At 57.7% G+C, this 20,301-nt stretch carries 17 protein-coding genes; 2 read left to right on the top strand and 15 right to left on the bottom strand.

The features are described 5' to 3' along the window. Positions 1-305: 305 nt before the first annotated feature. The 15 genes from GHO03_RS09430 to GHO03_RS09365 all read right to left on the bottom strand — a co-directional run bounded on the left by GHO03_RS09430 (position 306) and on the right by GHO03_RS09365 (position 17,479). The gene (locus GHO03_RS09430; RefSeq protein ID WP_094999518.1) at positions 306-3,950 is read right to left on the bottom strand and encodes a tubulin-like doman-containing protein; all 3,645 of its coding nucleotides are present in this window, start codon (positions 3,948-3,950) and stop codon (positions 306-308) included. Positions 3,951-4,054: 104 nt separating this feature from the next. After that, complete coding sequence (locus GHO03_RS09425) at positions 4,055-4,471, bottom strand: hypothetical protein (protein WP_094999517.1); 417 nt, start codon at positions 4,469-4,471, stop codon at positions 4,055-4,057. 30 nt (positions 4,472-4,501) lie between these two features. Beyond that, positions 4,502-5,671, bottom strand: coding sequence for a hypothetical protein (locus tag GHO03_RS09420; RefSeq protein WP_218574311.1), 1,170 nt, complete (start codon positions 5,669-5,671; stop codon positions 4,502-4,504). 81 nt (positions 5,672-5,752) lie between these two features. Beyond that, positions 5,753-5,977: a hypothetical protein gene (locus GHO03_RS25360; protein WP_218574310.1), complete on the bottom strand. Its 225-nt coding sequence runs from the start codon at positions 5,975-5,977 to the stop codon at positions 5,753-5,755. Further along, complete coding sequence (locus GHO03_RS09415; RefSeq protein WP_130872239.1) at positions 5,965-7,431, bottom strand: hypothetical protein; 1,467 nt, start codon at positions 7,429-7,431, stop codon at positions 5,965-5,967. Before GHO03_RS09415 ends, GHO03_RS25360 begins: the two co-directional genes overlap by 13 nt. A gap of 197 nt (positions 7,432-7,628) precedes the next feature. Further along, positions 7,629-9,590, bottom strand: a complete 1,962-nt coding sequence (locus GHO03_RS09410) for a DUF4105 domain-containing protein (RefSeq protein WP_094999514.1) — start codon at positions 9,588-9,590, stop codon at positions 7,629-7,631. Then, positions 9,587-9,907 (bottom strand): DUF2388 domain-containing protein, encoded by a 321-nt coding sequence (locus GHO03_RS09405; protein ID WP_016782951.1) that lies wholly within the window; start codon positions 9,905-9,907, stop codon positions 9,587-9,589. Before GHO03_RS09405 ends, GHO03_RS09410 begins: the two co-directional genes overlap by 4 nt. Before the next feature lie 26 nt (positions 9,908-9,933). Then, complete coding sequence (locus GHO03_RS09400; RefSeq protein WP_094999513.1) at positions 9,934-10,227, bottom strand: DUF2388 domain-containing protein; 294 nt, start codon at positions 10,225-10,227, stop codon at positions 9,934-9,936. A gap of 204 nt (positions 10,228-10,431) precedes the next feature. After that, the gene (locus tag GHO03_RS09395; RefSeq protein ID WP_094999512.1) at positions 10,432-10,749 is read right to left on the bottom strand and encodes a DUF2388 domain-containing protein; all 318 of its coding nucleotides are present in this window, start codon (positions 10,747-10,749) and stop codon (positions 10,432-10,434) included. Positions 10,750-11,049: 300 nt separating this feature from the next. Beyond that, positions 11,050-11,265 (bottom strand): DUF1127 domain-containing protein, encoded by a 216-nt coding sequence (locus GHO03_RS09390; protein WP_094999511.1) that lies wholly within the window; start codon positions 11,263-11,265, stop codon positions 11,050-11,052. A gap of 318 nt (positions 11,266-11,583) precedes the next feature. Then, the gene (locus GHO03_RS09385; protein WP_094999510.1) at positions 11,584-13,074 is read right to left on the bottom strand and encodes an acetyl-CoA hydrolase/transferase family protein; all 1,491 of its coding nucleotides are present in this window, start codon (positions 13,072-13,074) and stop codon (positions 11,584-11,586) included. A gap of 181 nt (positions 13,075-13,255) precedes the next feature. Continuing rightward, complete coding sequence (locus tag GHO03_RS09380) at positions 13,256-14,692, bottom strand: NAD(P)(+) transhydrogenase (Re/Si-specific) subunit beta (RefSeq protein ID WP_094999509.1); 1,437 nt, start codon at positions 14,690-14,692, stop codon at positions 13,256-13,258. Beyond that, a complete protein-coding gene (locus GHO03_RS09375; RefSeq protein WP_003438157.1) occupies positions 14,689-15,012 on the bottom strand; it encodes an NAD(P) transhydrogenase subunit alpha in 324 nt (107 codons plus the stop codon). The genes GHO03_RS09380 and GHO03_RS09375 overlap by 4 nt, the downstream gene beginning before the upstream one ends. A gap of 11 nt (positions 15,013-15,023) precedes the next feature. Next, complete coding sequence (locus tag GHO03_RS09370) at positions 15,024-16,145, bottom strand: Re/Si-specific NAD(P)(+) transhydrogenase subunit alpha (RefSeq protein WP_094999508.1); 1,122 nt, start codon at positions 16,143-16,145, stop codon at positions 15,024-15,026. Positions 16,146-16,582: 437 nt separating this feature from the next. Next, entirely contained in the window at positions 16,583-17,479 is an 897-nt protein-coding gene (locus tag GHO03_RS09365; protein WP_095017960.1) for a LysR family transcriptional regulator, read from the bottom strand. 158 nt (positions 17,480-17,637) lie between these two features. Between GHO03_RS09365 and GHO03_RS09360 the strand changes: the two genes are divergently transcribed. Next, complete coding sequence (locus tag GHO03_RS09360; RefSeq protein ID WP_095021414.1) at positions 17,638-18,819, top strand: acyl-CoA dehydrogenase; 1,182 nt, start codon at positions 17,638-17,640, stop codon at positions 18,817-18,819. Positions 18,820-18,833: 14 nt separating this feature from the next. Next, a complete protein-coding gene (locus GHO03_RS09355) occupies positions 18,834-20,054 on the top strand; it encodes a CaiB/BaiF CoA-transferase family protein (protein WP_095021413.1) in 1,221 nt (406 codons plus the stop codon). Positions 20,055-20,301: the final 247 nt, after the last annotated feature.

Genomic DNA, 20,301 nt, shown 5'->3' with positions numbered 1-20,301 from the left:
AGGCGGCGCAGGTGGGGGAGCCGCCGGACCTGGTACAGGTGTTGGCGCTGCAGCAGGTATGTCCCGGGCTGGTGGAGCACTGGCAGGTGTGACAGTTGCTTTGGGTGCAGGGGTGGCTGGCCGAGCCTTGGGTTCAGCTGCCGGTACCGGGGTAACCGCTGCGGGCGCCTGCTGTAGCGAGACGCCGCAGAACGGGCAGTATTTAACTGGGCCGCAGAGCCCCTGACCGCAGGCGCTGTTGGCGCATGAGGTCGGGAATGCAGAGGCTTTGGCTGACGATGCGGACATGGTCTTCTCGTGTGCGCTCAAGGTGCTGGCGGTGGAGCCGGGGCTGTCAGAGGAGGGCCGCCCACGGCTGGCGCAAACAGGTGCGCAAGCTCCATGATTTGCCCGGCCGTCTGCCAGGCAGGCATGCCTTCACGCCACAGCAGGCTGTCGCGGGTGATTTGCCCGGACTGCACATATTGCTGCAATTGCTGGGTGTTGTAAGGGCCGTAATTGGTCCCGCTGACACTCAGGTGGTAGCTGTGCTGTGGTGCGGCGAACGGTGGTGGTGCGCCGTTACCTGCTGCTGGCGGTGGTGGAGCCATACCTGCTGGCGGGGCTGCACTGGCCTGGTTGAACAGATTTTCCAGCCAGCCTTCGTTAAAGAACTCTTTAACCACGGTGAGTTTTTCGCCGTGGAGGGCATCCACTTCTTCTTTGTACACATCAGCCAGGGAGCCTTCGATATGACGGCCCCATTGCCCTTTGTATTGCTCGGCAAGCGTACGCAGCTTTTTCGCGTCAGCTGGAGCCTGACGGTTCAGTCGAGCCAGATATTCGTTCTTCAACAACTCGGCGATCTTGAACGGAAATGCTTCAAAATTGCTGGATACACCTTTCTCGTTCGTGCGTTTCTGCGCTTTGTAGGCGCTGGTACTTAAATCTTCGAACACTTCTACCAGCGCCGCCACTTGAGCGTTATCCAGGCGCAAGGACTTCTCCTTGACCTGCGCAGTAATGTCGGTGCGATGAATACTGTGGAAGCCGCTTTGACGAATGGAGAACTCATCACCAATGGTGAAGTTGTCCTTGGCGATGAGGAACTCGTACAAGCCGTTGTTCAGACGCTCCAGGATGCCCAGTGCAATAGCGTGCAGAAAGAGTTTGAAGTCTTCGGCAAACTGGCGGTATTGCTCCTGGTTGAACTGGATGGGCTGCACGAACTGGCTGATGCGTTTGTGCACATGCAACGGGATGATTGCACTTTCTTTGCGATAGCTGGCCAGGTAAGTCGACAGCTGGGTCAACGCCGGGATCGGGAAACCGCTTAACTCGGTGTAGCAAATCAGTTTGCCGGGCATACCGGACTCCACAAACTGAATTTGCCCGGCGGTCATCCCCGTGCCTTGCGGCAGACACTGGGCCAGTTGGGCGCCATAAGTGCGGCTGAACTCACTGGCGTTTTGTACGCCAATCAGACAGGTGTAAAGGTCTTTGTGAATATCAAAGTCGCCATTGAGGTTCAGTGGCACCCAGGGCATGGCCCGCTGCAGAAGCAGGCGGAATTTCTCGCGCTGTTCATCCGGGGTCAGTGCAGCCAGGGCCGTCATCAGCGGGTCGACGCCCGGCAGATTCTTCGGCAACTGCTGTACGGCCTTGTTGCGTAGCTTGAGCAGCAACTCTTCCTGGCCTTCTTGAGTCTGCAGTTTGCCAAACAAGGTTTTCGAGCCGCCGAAGTCCTTGAATGCATCCTTGGCCCACTCACGTACTTGCTGGCTGTCGACGGGTTGTTCGTCGTCGTTTTTCACCAGTTGCAGCGGGATCAGCGTGGCGTGTTGGGTGTGGATGCTCGCCTTGATTTTGGCGATATTGGCATCGATACCTTTGAGCAAGTTATCGACTGCGTTGCGGCCATCCTGCAGGCGGCCGACAAAGCCACTCCAGAGTGGGCGGCCGTTGTTGTCGACCGATTCCTTGCGCCCCAACCATTCGGAAATGTCGCGCAGCAATTGTGCAGCCTCGCGGGCAGCGACCGAGCGCACATAGAACAGCAGGCTGTCGCGCAGTGTGTCTTTGACTTGGCTGATCACGGTGTCGGCTTGTTTTTCTTTACCGCTCAGGCGGGCCAGCAGGCCTTTGCCCGTGGTTTCTTTCAGACGCTCGAATTCCCGGGCAAGCTCTGACGACTCGAGCTTTTCAGACAGTTCCTTGAAACGCCCGGCGTTTTTTTCCAGTGCGGGAATGATGCCGTTATCGTTTTCAAGACGGTCCTTGATCATTTCGACCAGCGCCAGGGTGTAATCCAGCCCACCGCGCTCGTCGTCGTCGAGACGACGGAACAGCTGCTCGGGCAAGCTGTCTTCACGTGTCCATTGAGCGAAACGCTTGAGCCGGTTTTCCTTGATGCGCACTTCATGGTTGCGCTCGGCGCTGTCGATGGAACTGCCTTTGGTATCACGTTCCAGTTGCTGCTGAATTTCGCGTACCAGTGTCAGCCATTGATCCTTATCGGCGCCGCCGTTCTGCAGGCGCTCGAACAAGACCTCGACCTTTTGTTCGATCTGGGCAATGACGCTGTTGTCACCCTCGACCTGCAGCAGGTCATCGGCAATCTGGTAGTGAGTGAACTCACCCGTAGCCTGGGTCAGCTCTACGCGAGACAGAAACTCGGGTAGATCTGTGAACGTGCGCGCAGTGATTGTCAGCTGTTCCTTGAGGAACTCGTCGCGCTCTTTATCGGTCGGGCGATTGCCCGTGACTTCCGCGTTGGCCACACCAAAGAATGCCTTGAGCATGTGTTGCACTTGCTGGTTAAGGCGTACGTTCTGGCGGGCATCGATCTGGGTGTCGAGCACCGCCTGCCCTACGGAGGAGTAAGCGCGCGGGAAGCGCAGCTTGGTGTCGCTGCCGTAATCTTGCGGCAGGCTGACGTCAAAGCTACGGATCTTGAACTGGTTCTGGTTGACGGCCACCGAACGCTTTTTGTTCGCGAAGTCTTGCGAGGTGAAGTCGGTGAACAACACATCGGAGACCATCTCGTAGATGTCTTCCTGGTTTTCGGTTCGGGCTTGCGCCACGTTGCCGTTGTCGAGGATGAACACATCATCATATGGGCGTGATTCGATAAACAGGTTGTCGGTGGCGTCCCAGTGCTTGAGCAACGGGTTGCCGCGCATGCAGGTTTCCAGTTCCATCAAGGCGGCGTAGCCGTTTGCCTGTACCCGCTCGGTATTGAAGGCATTGAAGCCCCCTGGCAGTACAAAAAACAGGTCGACCTTGCCGGAGATGTTGTTTTCTTTAAGGATTGCCTTGGCCAGGTAGCCCATGTCCAGAAATGACCCTGAACCTGTGCCGCCCGCTGCAGAGCCGGTGATGACGATGCGGATTTTGCCGGGGTCAATTTCCAGGCCGAGTTTTTTCAGCTTGTCAGCCTGAGTGCCGATGTTGTTGAGCAAGCGCCCGACCTTGTCGCGCAATTTGTCGCGAATGGTGGGGTATTTGTCGAAAAAATACAGGCGGGACAACGCGCGAATCTGTCCGGCCCCTTTGGAAGGGTCAATCCCCAGGGATTTGATCTTGTCCGGCGTCAACGGGAACCACTCGGCCACCTCACGGTGACGATTGAGCTCATCAATGGAGTGGGTGTACTTGCTCAGGTGCAGAGGTTCAATGACTTTTTCTTCGGAGGTGAAGGCCACCTGCTCGGCAAGTACGTCAGTTTTGACCGATTTGCCATCCTGGGTCACTTCGCCGGAGTCGAGGTCGAAGTTGATGAACTGCACCAGCGGAAAATCCGAAATGTGCTGTACCTGATTGTTTCCTCCCCAAATGGCATTGAGGATGCGCCGGCGCAGGCGGATGTTGACCTTCATGCCGGTGCCGCCCAGGGCGATAAACAAGGTGGGGTGAATCTTTTCACTGACCGGAGGGGTTGCCGGGCCGGAAGGTTGTGCACTCTTGTCCATCTAAAACTCCATGAGCCCTTGGGGCTAACCGATGATCTCGGCGTGTTGATCCACAAATCAGGTAAAGCGGGCCAGGGGCGGGTGGTTCCCCCCGGCGTTAGGGTTTAGCGTTTGGCCGAAAACGTCATCAGCCATGCCACCAGCGAGATGGCAGCTACGCCACCCAACGGTGCGATGTAGAGCGGCGCAAGGAACTGCCCCGAGTTGAGTACAGCGAGCACGGCCATGATGGCGATCATCAACAGGCCCAGAAACAGGAACCAGCCCGAGGCGTTTGCCCGGCTCGGTGCGACACGCTCACGCACGCGCCAGTTGGCATAGGCGTTTTTGATCACGAAAAACAGGATGGCCAGTACCACCAGCACGGCGACGCCAATCAGGGCATCGCGGCTGTCGACTTTCTTCGCCCCGAGGTCAAGGCCCAGCGGTTGCGGCGCGGCCAGAGTGGTGGTCGTGGGCGACGGCGCAGGTGCAGGGCTTTCGCTTTCGATAGGTGCTGGCAGTGTGCTGGTCTGTGCCATGTATAAAACTTCCTTGCTATGCGTGTGGGGTTACTTGAGTCGTACGGCGGTATCGGGCTGGATATTTTCCAGGCGGGCACCAAACAGGCCGCGCTTGAGGGTCGCGACCCTGTTCTGGTTTGAATCGTATACGCCGGCACTGCTGAAGGGCTTGAGCGGATAAGACTGGGGCACACCTTCGACGATCACGGTCAGGGTCTTTTTGCCTGCAATCAGCAAGGCAGCCAGCAGGGCGCCAATCAAGAGCAGAACAAACAGCCCCAGCAGCATGAGCACCGGACCGAGCGGGTAGCTGATTTTCAGCACAACCGGCAGACGGGTCTCGGAAGTAGTGGCTTCACCGGAGGGGATAAATACGTCAGGCAGGGCGTCACCGGGGAACAGTTCATTCATGCGCGCAATGAACCCCTGGGAGATACGCAGTTGTTGCTCGCTGAGATTGATGCTGATGCTGCCGGCGCGTTGGTAACCGCTGGAAAAGATCACATCGCTGGACCATTGCGATGGCAGGGGCGGCAGTTGCAGGCTGATCTTCAGCTCGTCGGAGCGGGCGCCGGGCTCGAGGTCTGTCAGGCGGTCCAGCGATATATTCGAGTTCAGGGCTTCGCCCGGCATATCCAGGGTCATGCCTATTTTCGCGTCATGAATCTGGTAAGGATTGAACTGGTTTTCGAATTTGCCCAGCAGCACTGCCGTTTTCGGCGAGCTGTCGACGTTGATATTGAGGATGACCGTTTGCTGGTCGGGGGCCAGTTCGGCACTCACGTCCTGAGTGTCTTCAACACCGGTAGGAATAAAGCGCACGGCAGCCTGGGTCAACGGCTTTAGCCGTACCCGGTCATCTTTAAGCAAGCTGGCGAGGGCAGGCTGATTGAGCACCTGCTCCAGTGCGACACCGGCTTTTTGACCATAGGCCAGAGCGTAGATCATCAACCCGTTGGCTTCGTAGTTGGGGCCTTTGACCGGCATTTTCTGCGGGAAGGCGGCAATCCGGGTGATAGCTGCTTCGCTATGCAACAGGTCGTAGAATTCGCGGTTTTTGGCCTGGGTTTCGCTGCTGTTGTTCGGGCTGTTTTTATTGTTGGTGATGATCCAGACAATACCCTCGCGACCTTCCAGCCCGGTGGTGATTGAGGCCAGCAAAGCCTCTTTGAAGTCCGTGTCGGCATAGGCACCGCTGGCTTTGCGCTCCAGCTTCAAGCCATTGACGTAGTTGGGCAGTGCAGCGTGGTTGGCCGGGCCGCGATAGATCCACTCGGGCGAAGGGTGCTGACTGTCAGCCTAGTTGAACCCGCCAATGACGACTTCTGCGCTGCCGGCAGCAGTGCCCACCAGTTGGGTGACCATCGACTTGAACGGCGATGACGGGTCGCTGTAGAACGGCTCCATCCAACCTGAATTTTGTACCAGGAATACCTGGCGCAGAGGCTCTGCGCTGGCCACGCTGCTGGCAAGTACGAGGGAGAGCAACAGGCAGCGGCGCAGCCAGAAGGTCAAGCATTCCATCGGTAAAGCGCTCCGCATGAGTCGATATACAGCCACATTGCGTTATCAAAAAAGAACCACTGGGCATTCCAGGGTTCGCTGGCGCGGGCACTGATCGAAAAGCGCTGATCACCAATCTGCTCGAAGCAATAATCAACGTCCATTGGCTGGCGGCTGTCGAAAAAGGTTTCCAGCGTACTGGACTGCTGGGCCCGCATTGAGAGAAGTCGCTTTTGCGTGGCGAATTCGATGAAGGGCTGCACCACTTCACGGGTGGTGGGCTCGATGTTTTCGTCGTGTTCGCCCCAGGGCAACTCAAGCCGGATGTTGTATTTAAAGCTCAAATGACCGGTGCTCAGGCGATACCCCTTGATGGGCATCGGCAGGTCGGTAGCACCCGGATCCAGTTGCAGGTAATGCTGACCGTCGGCATCGAAGATCAGCTGCCACAGGCCCCTGCCGTCCAGAAACGGTGGCCCTTGCTCGGGATGGGCGGTGGCGTTGTTGGGCCACGGATGCCATTGGGCCTTGAGTTCGCTGCCTTGGGTCAGGCTGAGGTAGCCGTGTTCACCGATCCACAACAGGCGGCGGGAGGCTGCGTCGAGAATCGGCGCCGAGAGCCGGGTCATGCGCTCATGGTCAGCGCCTTCAACCAGGCAACGGTCCCACCCGTAGAGGCTGGCAGGGTTGACGATGCAAACGTGGCCGCTCTTGAGCTGAGGCAAATAAGACTGGCCTTCCAGTGTGCCAGGGCCGGCCAGCGGGCTGCCGTCGTCGCGCAAGGTTTGGTAACGCAGTGTGAGTGGGTCGACACTGACTAACGTCGCTCCGCTATCGCTGGAGAGCAACAGGTGCTGCTGGTTTTCGTCCACGTGAAGGGCGACTGACCAGGCCCAGCTTTCCAGGCGAGAGCGACCGATGGGTTCGCTCTTTGGCAGTAACTCAAGCCACTTGCCCGAGCCTCTTTGCCACAGGAACAAGCTGCCTTCGCGGCTTAGTGCGTACAGGGCTTCGCGATGCCCGCCGAGGTTGGCGGCGAGGAAGTTGAGGCCGTTCTTGCGAGGCAACTCAATAATCAGCTTGCGACTGTTCAGGTCACCCTGGCGGGTATCGAGCAACTGGCTGTACAAGCGCGAGCTGATCTCCTCGGCCGAGGACAGTTTGCAGCGCTCATTGATCACGCGAGAGCCACTGCCATCGCCATAAGGCGGTAGCCAGCGGGTAGTTGTCTGGTAGGCGACCTTCGGCAGTTCTTTGCCTGTGCTGGGGCAAAACGCGAATGCAGCAGGCAGGTAGTTGCCGGGAGAGGTATCAGGCGCGGGTGTTGCCCCGACCAGATAATCCAGATCAACCAGCTCGGCCGGGGGCTTGGTACCAGCGACCTGGTGCAGAGAGAATGTACCGTCATCTGCTTGCAGCCACTCCTGGTCGCCTAGCGTCCAGACAGAGGTGCGGTCGTTTCTGGCTATCTCCATATAATCCTGCCGATACCTGTAAACGGTGCATGCCAGTCCCTGCCGGGGTTATGGCAAGCACTTCACAAATGAGAGGGTGTGACTCAAACGATGGTGTGGCCAACGGCATTGATCAGTGCCGAATAATGGCGCGGTGCCACTTTCCATCGCGGAATAGTGGCAGAATGATAGGGCTTGTCAACCGAACTTTAGTTCGGTCAGGGCAGCTGCAAACCGCCGGATGCCTTGTGGATTGTCCGTAGATGTTCGCCGATCAGTTTGACGTTGGCTTCGGTGGCTGCAATTTCGGCTGCACGGGCAGGCTCCAGCAGGCTGCGCACCTCCTTGTCCAGATCAGTGGTCAGACGAAGTAGCTGTTGCTGGCGCTGACTGCTTTCTGATTCGAGCTTTTCCCACTCTCTGGTTTGCGGCAAGCCGTAGCCGTCGCTGCCGAGCAACTCTGCCGGGCGGCTGAGAAAACCGCTGCTGGCAAGAATTTCCTGCAGGGTCTTGTTGGCTTTGTCCATACCGCCATCCTTGAGCTGGCGTGCGCCCAGGTACTTTTGCTTGACCTCATCCTGTGCCAGCAGCAGTTGCCGACGAAAGCTGGCTTGTTCCAGCAGCAACAATGCCGCACTGGCGCGCAGATCGGCTTGCTCAAGCCATGGGCGGCGTTCTGCTGCATCAAGGGCCAGCCAGTCTTCGACTGTGGTTTGCTTGATCGGCAAGCGGGTTTTGAGAACATCAAACATCGCCTGGTAGCGATCACGGTAGGAGTCGAAGCGATAACCCAGGCGCAACGCCTCTTTGGGATCCTCCAGCACGCTGGTATCGGCCAGACCGCGAGCCTTGAGCACTTCGAGCAAACCATTGGGCACAATGCTGTCCAGGCCTTTGAGCCGGGCATTGTCGCTGCCGCTGCGCAGCAGTTTGAGGGTTTCAACCGCACAGTTATTGGAGATGAAGTAGTAGTCGCCGTCATAGCTCCAGTGCATCTCGGCGGCGTGTTCAACCACTTCTTCGATTTCAGGGCGGCTCAGTTTGAGCGGCACGGAAGCCAGGCTGCGCAGTTCGGTTTTAGTGTATTCGTCAATTACCTGGGCCAGCGGCAATACGAAAAGGCGCGATGGGTAAGCGCCTGTCAGGCCGTCCCAGCTTGAGAGCTGTACGTCATTGACGAATGCCCGGTAGGACAACACTAAGTGTTCTTGCAGGTCGAGTCGGCAGTCCGGCCCGCGTGGGCGGCCCGGGGCACAGATCACCAGGCGCAACATGCTATGGCCCCAGCGGCTGGCCCATTCCTGATTGGCCTCAGCCAGCAGGTAGTCGACGGCGTAGACCCGCTCGGGATCGACGGTACCCAGTGGCTGTTTGGCGAAATCGTTGCCGGCATTGAGGAAGGCAAAACCCTTCGGGCATTCGTCTCTGGCGGCAGGCGCCCAGCCGAAATGCTGCTGGTAGTAGCGATACAGTGCCGGGCGGCGGCAGGCGTAAGCCGGGTCGAGGAGGAAATACTCCATGTTGACTGCGACAAATTCCTTGGGGCTGCTGACTTCGTACAGGTCCGGGCTGCGCACCACCTGATGATTGTCTTGCTCGCGCTCGCCCCGGCGCCCCACGTATTGCTGCCAGCCGGCCAGATCAAGCAGACGCGGGTCATCGCTGAGGGTGAAGCGGCGTCCGGCTTGCCCGCGGCATTGGTCGGGCAGGCCAATCAGCCCCGTGTTGCTGTTTTGGCGGGTGCAGCGGCGTATCAGCGTGCGCTCGTCCGCGGGCCAGAGGCGGGCACGGTCATATAGGTGTGTCAGTTCGTGCAAGACGGTAGCGAGCATCTCCCGGCGCACAGTGCCGTGGGGGCGGTTGGTCTGCAGGCGGGCAGCGGAACCATCGGTCAGCCCGGCCAGCAGCTTGCGATTAAGGTCCAGCTCGGAGGTCAGCGAAGCCTGGCCGTAAGCGTTGGCGGGCATGTCATCGGTCCACCCCACCAGGACTTGCCGATCCAGTTGTTCGATAAAACGCGGTGGCAGTCTCTGCATGGCTTCATCAAGCAGGGCTTGGCTGGCCTGTTGCTCGGCCGGGCTCAGGCCCTCGGTCTTGAGTTGCAGATGCAGCGCGGCCTGGGCGCTGCTGGCAATCAGCAGCAGGCCACAGGCGGCGAGCCAGCGCGTTAACGGCCTCACAGTGCGAGTATGGCTTCGGCGAGGTCGTGATCGCTGGCGTTACGGGCTTCAGGCACGCGGTCGCGCAAGGTGCTGAAGGCTGCTTCCAGTTGTACGCCGCGAATATCGCCTTGGCTGGCAACGAAAGTGGCGGCGTCGTCGTGGGCTTCGCGCACTACTTTAGAGTCACGGATGGAGGTAGTTGTATCGGACGTAAAATCGATGGTGCGGCCAAAAGCACGCACGATGATGTTACTGGTCTGCACGACGGTCTGTGCCTGTGCCACATCGGCAAGCAGCAAAAGGCCAAGAGTGGCGACAATCAAAGGGCTACGCATGAATTTTCTCCAGAAAAAGCGGGTATTTATTGGACGAGAATTGTCTGTGCCAGTTCAAGGTCGCTGGCACTCAATTTTGGCTGGTTCTGGCGCAGATAACGCAGGGCAGACTCCAGCTGTGCGCCTCGCGTCTGGCCATCACTGGCAATAAAGACGGCGGCATCATCCTGGGCGGCACGTATCAGTTTGTGATCAAAAGGCGCGGACGTCACTTTACTGGTGACATAACCACTGAGCACCACATTTTGCGTGGTCAGGTCGAAGGCGTTGGCTGATTGAGTCCAGCAGAGTGCAAGCAGAGCTAATAAGGAAAAACGCATGGGTCTCGAGGCTGTTTGAATGAGCGCCAAGGCTAGCGTAATGGCCGGGGCAGGGCCAGCGTGGGGGCGTTGTTGAAATTTTTTTCATGCCTGCACGGTATATGTGGGAGCGGGCTTGCTCGCGATTGTATCGGCGCGGTTTACCTGAGAAATCAGGGCGCCTGAATCGCGAGCAAGCCCGCTCTCACAGAGTGCTGACCCCGATCAGATCGTCAGGATCGCCTGGGCCAGCTGTGCATCGGTGGCCTGCAGCTGTGGTGCTTGCTGGCGGATGGCATCGAAGGCGCTTTCCAGTTTCACGCCACGGATGGCGCCTTCGCTGGCCACAAAGCTGGCAGCGTCGTCACGGGCTGCGCGCACGATCTTGTTGTCACGAAACGAGCCGGTAGCATCCGATGTCAGGTCGGTGGTGGCTTTGAGCGTACCCACGATGCCATCGGTGGTGGCGATGAAGCTCGTGGCGTTGGCGCTTGCAGCAACAGCCAGCAGAACTGCGGCACTAAGTAGGCGAAGAGTGGGCATGGTAATACTCCTGAACATGAACTAATGAAAATAGACGGTTATGGGCCGAATAGTAGGCTCAGGGTTGCTTCAGGCAAAGGTTGTTTTGTCCGAAGCGCGTATCAGGGTGCTCTGAATCAGGTATCAGGCAAACTGTACCTGTGATATTTCAATTAATTTAAAACTGTACTTGTCACTTTGCAAGTGGGCAAAACTCGGCCCTAAAACGACAAAACCCGTCAGCGGTAATCCGCGACGGGCTTTGTTTTTTCAATTCAGGTTGCTGGCGGTGGACCGGTGGTCAGGGCCAGCGAGCGCTAATCAGCGCCAGAACGGCTTGCTCAGCTCTTCGTAACGCTGTGCTTCGCTAATCCCGGCATCAGCCAGAAGACGCGAGTCCAGGCGAGCCAGTTGATGGCGGCTGGAGATGCGGCGCTGCCACAACATCAGGTTGGCAAGTACGCGCAAAGGCATGGAAGCCTGGGAGTTTACAGTGCTGCTTTCGCTGAACAGTTCGGAACTGAGTGTACGTTCCATGGTGACATCCTTCCGCTTGTGGCGGCATTGGCTAGTGGTTTAACTGATGCCAATGATCCTCCTCTTTGTCCAGGGTCTCTAGATACAGTTCGGCTGTATTGCGATGGGCCAGTTAACTGTTTATGCACGCTGTACGGGCACAAATAGACTCAACTGTACCTGTCCGCACCTAAGTGGTGCGAAATTGGCCCGAAAGTGAGTCAAAGGGAGTGTTGCGGGTGGGAAATGACCAGTACAGCAGTACAGTTTTTGAAATATAAGGCATAAAAAAGCCGCTGACGTAACAGTATTTACGTCAGCGGCTGTCTAGCTCGCGGGTTACGGCAGCATTTTCCCGGTTTCTTCCAGATTGATATGCCAGCTCAGGGCTTCGCGCAGGATGTGCGGGGTGTGTCCGCCAATCGCACAGGCCTTGGCGAAGTAGTCATTGAGAGCTTCACGGAAGTCCGGGTGCACACAGTTGTCGATAATGACCCGTGCGCGCTCACGCGGCGCCAGGCCACGCAGGTCGGCCAGACCCTGTTCGGTAACCAGGATGTCGACGTCATGTTCGGTGTGGTCAACGTGGCTGACCATTGGCACCACGCTGGAGATCGCACCCGCCTTGGCAATGGATTTGGTCACGAAGATCGCCAGGTGCGCGTTGCGGGCAAAGTCACCCGAACCGCCAATGCCGTTCATCATCCGCGTGCCGCACACGTGAGTGGAGTTGACGTTGCCGTAGATGTCGAACTCCAGGGCGGTGTTGATGCCTATGATACCCAGGCGACGAACCACTTCAGGGTGGTTGGAAATCTCCTGCGGGCGCAGGACCAGTTTGTCCTTGTAGCGCTCCAGATTGCCAAATACGTCCGAGTTGCGACGCTCCGACAGGGTGATGGAGCTGCCCGAAGCGAAGCTCATCTTGCCCGCGTCGATCAGGTCGAAGGTCGAATCCTGCAGTACTTCGGAGTACATGGTCAGGTCTTCGAACGGCGAGTCGATCAGGCCGCACATCACCGCGTTGGCGATGTTGCCGATACCGGCTTGCAGCGGGCCGAGCTTGTTGGTCATGCGCCCGGCTTCAACTTCGGCTTTAAGGAAGTTGATCAGATGAAAGGCGATACCGTCGGTTTCGCTGTCCGGCTCGGACACGGTGGATGGCGAGTCCGGCTTGTTGGTGATCACGATGGCGACGATTTTTTCCGCCGGGATCGGGATTGCGGTGCTGCCGATACGATCGTCGACCTTCACCAGCGGGATCGGTGTACGCGTCGGACGGTAGGTCGGAATATAGATGTCGTGCAGACCTTCCAGGTTCGGGTTATGCGCCAGGTTGATCTCGACGATCACTTGCTTGGCGAAAATCGCGAAGCTGGCGGAGTTGCCCACGGATGTCGTCGGAACAATATGACCTTGTTCGGTAATGGCCACTGCTTCAATAACTGCAATGTCCGGCAGCTTGAGCTGATTGTTGCGCAACTGCTCAACGGTTTCGGACAAATGCTGGTCGATAAACATCACTTCACCGGCGTTGATCGCCTTGCGCAGAGTGCTGTCTACCTGGAACGGCATGCGACGGGCCAATACGCCGGCTTCCGTCAGTTGCTTGTCGAGGTCGTTGCCCAGGCTGGCGCCGGTCATCAGGGTGATTTTCAGCGGCGACTTCTTGGCCCGCTCGGCCAGGGCCTGGGGGACGGCTTTGGCTTCGCCGGCACGGGTAAAACCGCTCATGCCGACAGTCATGCCGTCTTGGATAAGGGCGGCGGCTTCTTCGGCGCTCATGACCTTATCGTGCAGGGAGTTCAGGCGAATACGTTCACGGTACATGGATTGTTATCTCGGGCAACGGAAGCAAGAGGCGCAGTCTATTCATTTTCAGAGCCTTGCGTCCCGCTACCATGGTCGAATGCCAGCGGCCGATTTAGAGCCTTTGGTCGGGTTCCTTGGAAAAAGAAAAACCCCGGCCAATAGAGCGCCGGGGTTCTCGATGTTGCGTTGGTGCGCGATGTTACTCGACAGCTTTAACCATATCTTCAATAACTTTCTTGGCGTCACCGAAGACCATCATGGTTTTATCCAGGTAAAACAACTCGTTATCCAGACCGGCATAGCCGCTGGCCATTGAGCGCTTGTTCACGATGACAGTCTTGGCTTTATAGGCTTCGAGGATCGGCATGCCGGCAATCGGCGATTTTGGATCGTTCTTGGCCGCCGGGTTGACCACGTCGTTGGCGCCCAGTACGAGCACCACGTCGGCCTGGCCGAACTCGGAGTTGATATCTTCCATCTCGAACACCTGGTCGTAAGGCACTTCGGCCTCGGCCAGCAGTACGTTCATATGGCCTGGCATGCGGCCCGCAACCGGGTGAATCGCGTACTTCACGGTCACGCCGCGGTGAGTCAGCTTTTCCGTCAGCTCTTTAAGTGCGTGTTGTGCCCGTGCCACGGCCAGGCCGTAACCCGGGACGATGATCACGGTGTCGGCGTTGGTCAACAGGAAGGTGGCGTCGTCCGCCGAGCCGGATTTCACCGGGCGGGCTTCTTGCGCACCGGCCGGGCCACCGACGTCGGTTGCACCGCCAAAGCCGCCGAGGATCACGTTGAAGAACGAACGGTTCATCGCCTTGCACATGATGTACGACAGGATCGCGCCCGAAGAACCTACCAGCGAACCGGCAATGATCAGCATCGAGTTGTTCAGCGAGAAACCGATACCGGCAGCCGCCCACCCCGAGTAGCTATTAAGCATCGACACCACCACCGGCATGTCGGCGCCGCCAATCGGGATAATGATCAGCACACCCAGCACGAACGCCAGAGCCAGCATCAGCGCGAAAGCATTGAGGTTGCCGGTCAGCATAAACGTGATGCCCAGGCCCAGCGTGGCCAGGCCCAGTACCAGATTGAGCTTGTGCTGGCCGCCGAATTGTACCGGTGCACCCTGGAACAGGCGGAACTTGTACTTGCCCGAGAGTTTGCCGAAAGCGATCACCGAACCGGAGAAGGTGATTGCACCAATGGCCGCGCCCAGGAACAGCTCCAGACGGTTGCCCGCCGGGATGGCGTCGCCCAGGTGTTTGACGATGCCCAGCGATTGCGGTTCGACCACGGCTGCAATGGCAATAAATACCGCCGCGAGGCCGATCATGCTGTGCATGAAGGCAACCAGCTCAGGCATTTTGGTCATCTCGACACGCTTGGCCATGATCGAGCCTGCTGTACCGCCGACCAACAGGCCAACAATGACGTAGCCGATACCAGCGGTGGCAATCTCGGCGCCCAGCTTGTAGATCAGGCCAACCGTGGTAATGATCGCCAGACCCATGCCGAGCATGCCGAACAGGTTCCCGCGACGAGAGGTGGTGGGGTGCGACAGGCCTTTGAGGGCCTGAATGAAGCAGATCGACGCAACCAGATACAGAACAGTAACCAGGTTCATGCTCATGGCTTGCGCACCTCTTCTTTGGCTTTAGGTGCTTTCTTCTTGAACATTTCCAGCATGCGCCGGGTGACCAAAAATCCACCGAATACGTTTACGGCAGCCAGCGCGACTGCCAGGGTGCCCATGGTTTTACCCAGGGGGGTAACGGTCAGCGCGGCGGCGAGCATGGCGCCTACAATCACGATCGCCGAGATGGCGTTGGTAACGGCCATCAGCGGGGTGTGCAGCGCAGGTGTAACGTTCCAGACCACGTGATAGCCCACATAGATGGCCAGCACGAAGATGATCAGGTTGTAGATACCGGGGGAGATGAGCTCTTCCATTATTATTGTCCTCAGCCGTTTTTGCGCACGACTTGACCGTCGCGGCACATCAGGCACGCGGCGACGATGTCGTCTTCAAGGTTGATCTGGAACTGCCCTTCGGAGGTGAAGACCAGCTTGAGGAAGTCCAGCAGGTTGCGGGCGTAGAGTGCCGAGGCGTCCGCAGCAACCATGGCGGGCAGGTTGGTGTGGCCGACGATGGTTACGCCGTGTTCAACCACGACCTGATCGGCGACGGTCAGCGGGCAGTTACCGCCCTGGGCTGCAGCCAGATCGATGACCACTGAGCCCGGCTTCATCTGGGCTACGGTTTCTGCGCTTAGCAGCACCGGGGCTTTACGGCCCGGGATCAGGGCTGTGGTGATCACGATGTCAGCCTGCTTGGCGCGCTCATGCACGGCCAGTGCCTGGCGCTGCATCCAGCTGGCAGGCATCGGGCGGGCGTAGCCGCCTACGCCAACGGCGCACTCGCGTTCTTCGTCGGTCTCATAAGGCACGTCGACAAACTTGGCTCCAAGCGATTCGATCTGCTCTTTAACCGCAGGTCGCACATCGCTGGCTTCGATTACGGCACCCAGGCGCTTGGCGGTGGCAATGGCCTGCAAACCTGCAACACCGGCACCCAAAATAAGCACGCGAGCGGCTTTGACGGTACCGGCGGCGGTCATCAGCATCGGCATAAACCGCGGATAGTGGTGAGCGGCGATCAGGACGGCTTTATAGCCGGCGATATTGGCTTGGGATGACAGCACATCAAGACTTTGCGCACGAGAGGTTCGTGGAGCAGCTTCGAGAGAGAAGGCGGTGATCCCGCGCTCGGCCAGTTTGGCAATGGTTTCATTGCTGAACGGGTTAAGCATGCCAATCAGCACGGTGCCGGTTTTGATCAGGGCCAGTTCGCTGTCGCTGGGGGCGACAACCTTGAGAATCAGCTCTGCGCCGAAAGCATCTGTAGCGTTGCCAATAGTTGCGCCGGCGGCTTCATAAGCACTGTCGATAACGCTGGCATTAACGCCGGCGCCGCTTTGAACAGTCACTTTATGGCCTTGGCCGATCAGCTTCTTGATGGTTTCCGGGGTTGCAGCAACCCGCGTTTCACCCGTATGGGTTTCGAGAGGAACACCAATGTGCACGTCATATCTCCTGCGTGATCTTTTATAAGAAAGCCAGCGCACTACGGATGGTGCGACTGGGGCGGCCGATCAGCACGATCCCACCAAAAGTATGGGTGGGGCGGGGCATTCTGCTGGCAATTTTTTTGCCCTTCAAGGACTTATGGAGGATGACGAGATACAAACTACAAGTCATGCAGTGACCGAATGTCGCAATGGTCGGCTGCATGCCTTTAAATACGTGGCTTACAGAAGATTTGACGTTTTTTTGAGTTTTTTTCAGATTTCTTTTGGTTATCGCTGCATAACTTTGAGAAATACCCTGTAGGCCGCGTGGTTACTGGCCTGCAGGTTTGTCCAGTTAGACCAAAGTCCCGAGTGTCAAAACGCGACATTTACTTATATATGTAGTGACTTTTTATGCTGCGCTACATAGTTGGTGCGGACGATGCGATCCTTTAAATCAGGCTGTAGCCCTCGGCCTGCTTGATCAGCCAGTCCCGAAAGGCCTGCAATGAAGCCGACTCAATTTTGCGTTCGGGGATCATCAGGTAGTAAGCCCTGGTGCTGGGCAGGCTGCTGTCATTGGCAATCACCAGGCGTTTTTCGGCCAATTCGCGCTGAATCAAAAAGGGCGGAATCAGGGCGACCCCCATTTCATGCATGGCCGCCTGAGCCAGCATTGAAAAAAGCTCATAACGTGGGCCGCTCATGTCGCGTGGCACATTTATGTCCTGGGCGTTGAACCATTGGCGCCAGGCGTAGGGGCGGGTGGTTTGCTGCAGTAGGGGGAGTTCGGCGAGGGTGTGCGGGGAGAGGCTCTTGTGCGGGCCCAGCAGGTTAGGACTACACACGGGCACCGGGTTTTCTCCCATCAGGCGGTAGGACGAAGTGCCGGACCAGTCAGCATCACCGAAATAGATGGCAGCATCGAAGTCGGTATCTGCGAACAGAAAAGGGCGTGTGCGGTTGGTCAGGTTGACCGTGACATCCGGGTGCTGTTGCTGGAAGTCCTTGAGCCGGGGCAGCAGCCATTGCGTGCCGAAGGTGGGCACCACGGCCAGTTCGATCACGTTGGCGCCTTGTTGGCCCATGACGGACAGCGTGTCCCGTTCTACAGCATCCAGTTGGATTGCAATGCGCCTACTGTAGGAGATGCCGGCTTCTGTCAGTTTTACGCCACGCTTGGAGCGTCGGAACAGTTCTACACTCAGAAACTCTTCCAGGCTGGCGATCTGTCGGCAAATAGCCCCTTGAGTGATGGAAAGCTCTTGTGCGGCCTTGGTAAAGCTTTCATGGCGCGCAGCCGCTTCGAAGCTGATCAGGGCGGTTGTGCTGGGGATCTTGCGGCGCATGTACGGCTTCCTCACTAAATACAGTCAGAAATGGCTTTCATGTGGTTCACGGAGTGAGAAATTATCACAGCATCGTGTCGAATCCTCGTTTGTCCTTCTATATAGAGGGAGCCTAGGATCAGTGCACGATATTTGATCTATTACGCGAGGGTTCTCTCATGGCGGGTAAAGCAAGCTTCAACTGGATTGATCCACTGTTGCTGGATCAGCAGCTCACTGAAGAAGAGCGCATGGTGCGCGACAGTGCCGAGCAGTTTGCTCGGGACAAACTGGCGCCGCGTGTACTTGAGGCTTTCCGCAATGAGAAGACCGACCCTGCAATTTTCCGTGAGATGGGTGAGACCGGTTTGCTGGGCGCGATGATCCCTGAGCAGTACGGCGGCAGTGGCCTTAACTACGTCAGCTACGGCCTGATTGCCCGCGAAGTGGAGCGTGTCGACTCGGGCTACCGTTCAATGATGAGCGTGCAGTCCTCCCTGGTAATGGTGCCGATCAATGAGTTCGGTACCGAAGCGCAGAAGCAGAAGTACCTCCCCAAGCTGGCATCTGGCGAGTGGATTGGCTGCTTCGGTCTGACTGAGCCAAACCACGGCTCTGACCCTGGTGCGATGATTACCCGTGCGCGTTCGGTAGAGGGTGGCTACAGCCTGACGGGCAGCAAGATGTGGATCACCAACAGCCCTATCGCCGATGTGTTTGTAGTGTGGGCGAAGGACGATGAAGGCGACATTCGTGGCTTTGTTCTTGAAAAAGGCTGGAAGGGTCTGACTACACCTGCGATTCACGGCAAGGTCGGTTTGCGTGCGTCCATTACCGGCGAAATCGTCATGGACAACGTATTTGTGCCGCAAGAGAACATCTTTCCGGATGTGCGCGGCCTGAAAGGTCCTTTTACTTGTCTTAATTCGGCTCGTTACGGCATCTCCTGGGGGTCGCTGGGCGCAGCCGAGTTCTGCTGGCACACCGCGCGCCAGTACACCCTTGACCGTCATCAGTTTGGCCGGCCTTTGGCTGCGACCCAGCTGATCCAGAAAAAACTGGCTGACATGCAGACCGAGATTACGCTGGCCCTGCAGGGTTGCCTGCGTCTGGGGCGGATGAAGGATGAAGGTACCGCGGCGGTTGAGATCACTTCGATCATGAAGCGCAACTCGTGTGGCAAATCCCTGGATATCGCACGCATGGCTCGCGACATGCTGGGTGGCAACGGAATCTCCGATGAGTTCGGCGTGGCGCGCCATCTGGTCAACCTGGAAGTCGTGAACACCTATGAAGGTACGCATGATGTGCATGCCTTGATCCTTGGGCGTGCGCAGACCGGTCTTCAGGCGTTCTATTAACAGGAGCTCGGCTCATGGGTGCTTTATCGCATTTGCGGGTGTTGGATTTGTCTCGTGTGCTGGCGGGGCCGTGGGCGGGGCAGATACTGGCTGACCTGGGGGCTGAGGTAATCAAGGTTGAGCGCCCGGGCAATGGTGATGACACCCGGGCCTGGGGGCCCCCCTTCCTTAAAGATGCTTATGGTGAGAGTACGGGGGAGGCTGCCTATTACTTGTCAGCCAACCGCAACAAGCAATCGGTAACTATTGACTTCACCAAGCCGCAAGGCCAGCAACTGGTTCGCGAGCTGGCAGCCAAATCCGACATCCTGATCGAGAACTTCAAGGTGGGTGGTCTAGAGGCGTATGGATTGGACTACGCGTCGCTCAAGGTATTGAATCCGGACTTGATCTACTGCTCGATTACGGGGTTCGGCCAGACTGGCCCTTATGCCAAGCGGGCCGGCTATGACTTTATGGTTCAGGGGCTGGGTGGGTTGATGAGCCTGACCGGGCGGCCTGAGGGTGATGAGGGTGCGGGGCCGGTGAAGGTGGGTGTTGCGCTGACAGATATCTTGACCGGGCTCTACTCGACGGTTGCGATCCTGGCAGCCCTTGCCCATCGTCAGCATGATGGTGGCGGGCAGCATATAGATATGGCGTTGCTGGACGTGCAGGTCGCTTGTTTGGCTAATCAGGCGATGAACTATTTGACTACAGGTGTGGCTCCGCAACGCCTGGGTAATGCCCATCCAAACATCGTGCCTTATCAGGATTTTCCGACGGCAGATGGTGACTTCATTCTTACTGTGGGAAATGACAGTCAATTCCGCAAGTTTGCTGAAGTAGCTGGCCGACCGGAGTGGGTCGATGATCCGCGTTTTGCTACCAACAAGTTGCGTGTGGCGAACCGGTCGGAGCTGGTACCGCTCATCAGGCAGGCAACGGTGTTTAAAACCACCGCTCAGTGGGTTGCACAGTTGGAGGCTGTCGGCGTGCCTTGTGGGCCCATCAATGACCTGGCGCAGGTGTTTGCTGATCCTCAGGTTCAGGCCAGAGGGTTGGCGATGCAGTTGCCCCATGCGCTGGCGGGGCTGGTACCCCAAGTGGCGAGCCCTATCCGGTTGTCCAAAACCCCGGTGGAGTATCGTAATGCTCCTCCTTTGCTGGGTGAGCATACCCGGCAGGTGCTGGAGCAGGTACTGGGGTTGAAGGCAGCAACGGTGGAGGCTTTAAGGCGGTCGGGTGTTGTGTAGCTATATAGAGGGGGCGTTAGCCCCCTCTATATAGCTGTATTACGGGTGTTTCTGGATTAAGTGATAGAGTCGCTCAATTAGTCCTTGACTCAGTTTTGTAACTGTCTATAATTCGCCCCACTTCCGGCGCAGTCGAAACGGAAAACTCCTTGAGTTTCAATGAGTTGGACGGTTTTCGGCGGTGTCAGCTTCAAGTCATCGAAGCAGGGAATGAGGTGTTGACAGCAGCGTGTAACGCTGTAGAATT

Source organism: Pseudomonas sp. FSL R10-1339 (assembly GCF_009600545.1).
GTDB lineage: Bacteria > Pseudomonadota > Gammaproteobacteria > Pseudomonadales > Pseudomonadaceae > Aquipseudomonas > Aquipseudomonas bubulae.
Note: the sequence above shows the minus strand (reverse complement) of the source record. Positions and strands in the feature narration are given on the sequence as shown.

Excerpts from the sequence above, each read along its gene's own strand:
- GHO03_RS09430 (WP_094999518.1), bottom strand. The coding sequence starts at position 3,950 with ATGGACAAGAGTGCACAACCTTCCGGCCCGGCAACCCCTCCGGTCAGT.
- GHO03_RS09425 (WP_094999517.1), bottom strand. The coding sequence starts at position 4,471 with ATGGCACAGACCAGCACACTGCCAGCACCTATCGAAAGCGAAAGCCCT.
- GHO03_RS25360 (WP_218574310.1), bottom strand. The coding sequence starts at position 5,977 with ATGGAATGCTTGACCTTCTGGCTGCGCCGCTGCCTGTTGCTCTCCCTC.
- GHO03_RS09415 (WP_130872239.1), bottom strand. The coding sequence starts at position 7,431 with ATGGAGATAGCCAGAAACGACCGCACCTCTGTCTGGACGCTAGGCGAC.
- GHO03_RS09405 (WP_016782951.1), bottom strand. The coding sequence starts at position 9,907 with ATGCGTAGCCCTTTGATTGTCGCCACTCTTGGCCTTTTGCTGCTTGCC.
- GHO03_RS09400 (WP_094999513.1), bottom strand. The coding sequence starts at position 10,227 with ATGCGTTTTTCCTTATTAGCTCTGCTTGCACTCTGCTGGACTCAATCA.
- GHO03_RS09395 (WP_094999512.1), bottom strand. The coding sequence starts at position 10,749 with ATGCCCACTCTTCGCCTACTTAGTGCCGCAGTTCTGCTGGCTGTTGCT.
- GHO03_RS09390 (WP_094999511.1), bottom strand. The coding sequence starts at position 11,265 with ATGGAACGTACACTCAGTTCCGAACTGTTCAGCGAAAGCAGCACTGTA.
- GHO03_RS09385 (WP_094999510.1), bottom strand. The coding sequence starts at position 13,074 with ATGTACCGTGAACGTATTCGCCTGAACTCCCTGCACGATAAGGTCATG.
- GHO03_RS09380 (WP_094999509.1), bottom strand. The coding sequence starts at position 14,692 with ATGAGCATGAACCTGGTTACTGTTCTGTATCTGGTTGCGTCGATCTGC.
- GHO03_RS09375 (WP_003438157.1), bottom strand. The coding sequence starts at position 15,012 with ATGGAAGAGCTCATCTCCCCCGGTATCTACAACCTGATCATCTTCGTG.
- GHO03_RS09365 (WP_095017960.1), bottom strand. The coding sequence starts at position 17,479 with ATGCGCCGCAAGATCCCCAGCACAACCGCCCTGATCAGCTTCGAAGCG.
- GHO03_RS09360 (WP_095021414.1), top strand. The coding sequence starts at position 17,638 with ATGGCGGGTAAAGCAAGCTTCAACTGGATTGATCCACTGTTGCTGGAT.
- GHO03_RS09355 (WP_095021413.1), top strand. The coding sequence starts at position 18,834 with ATGGGTGCTTTATCGCATTTGCGGGTGTTGGATTTGTCTCGTGTGCTG.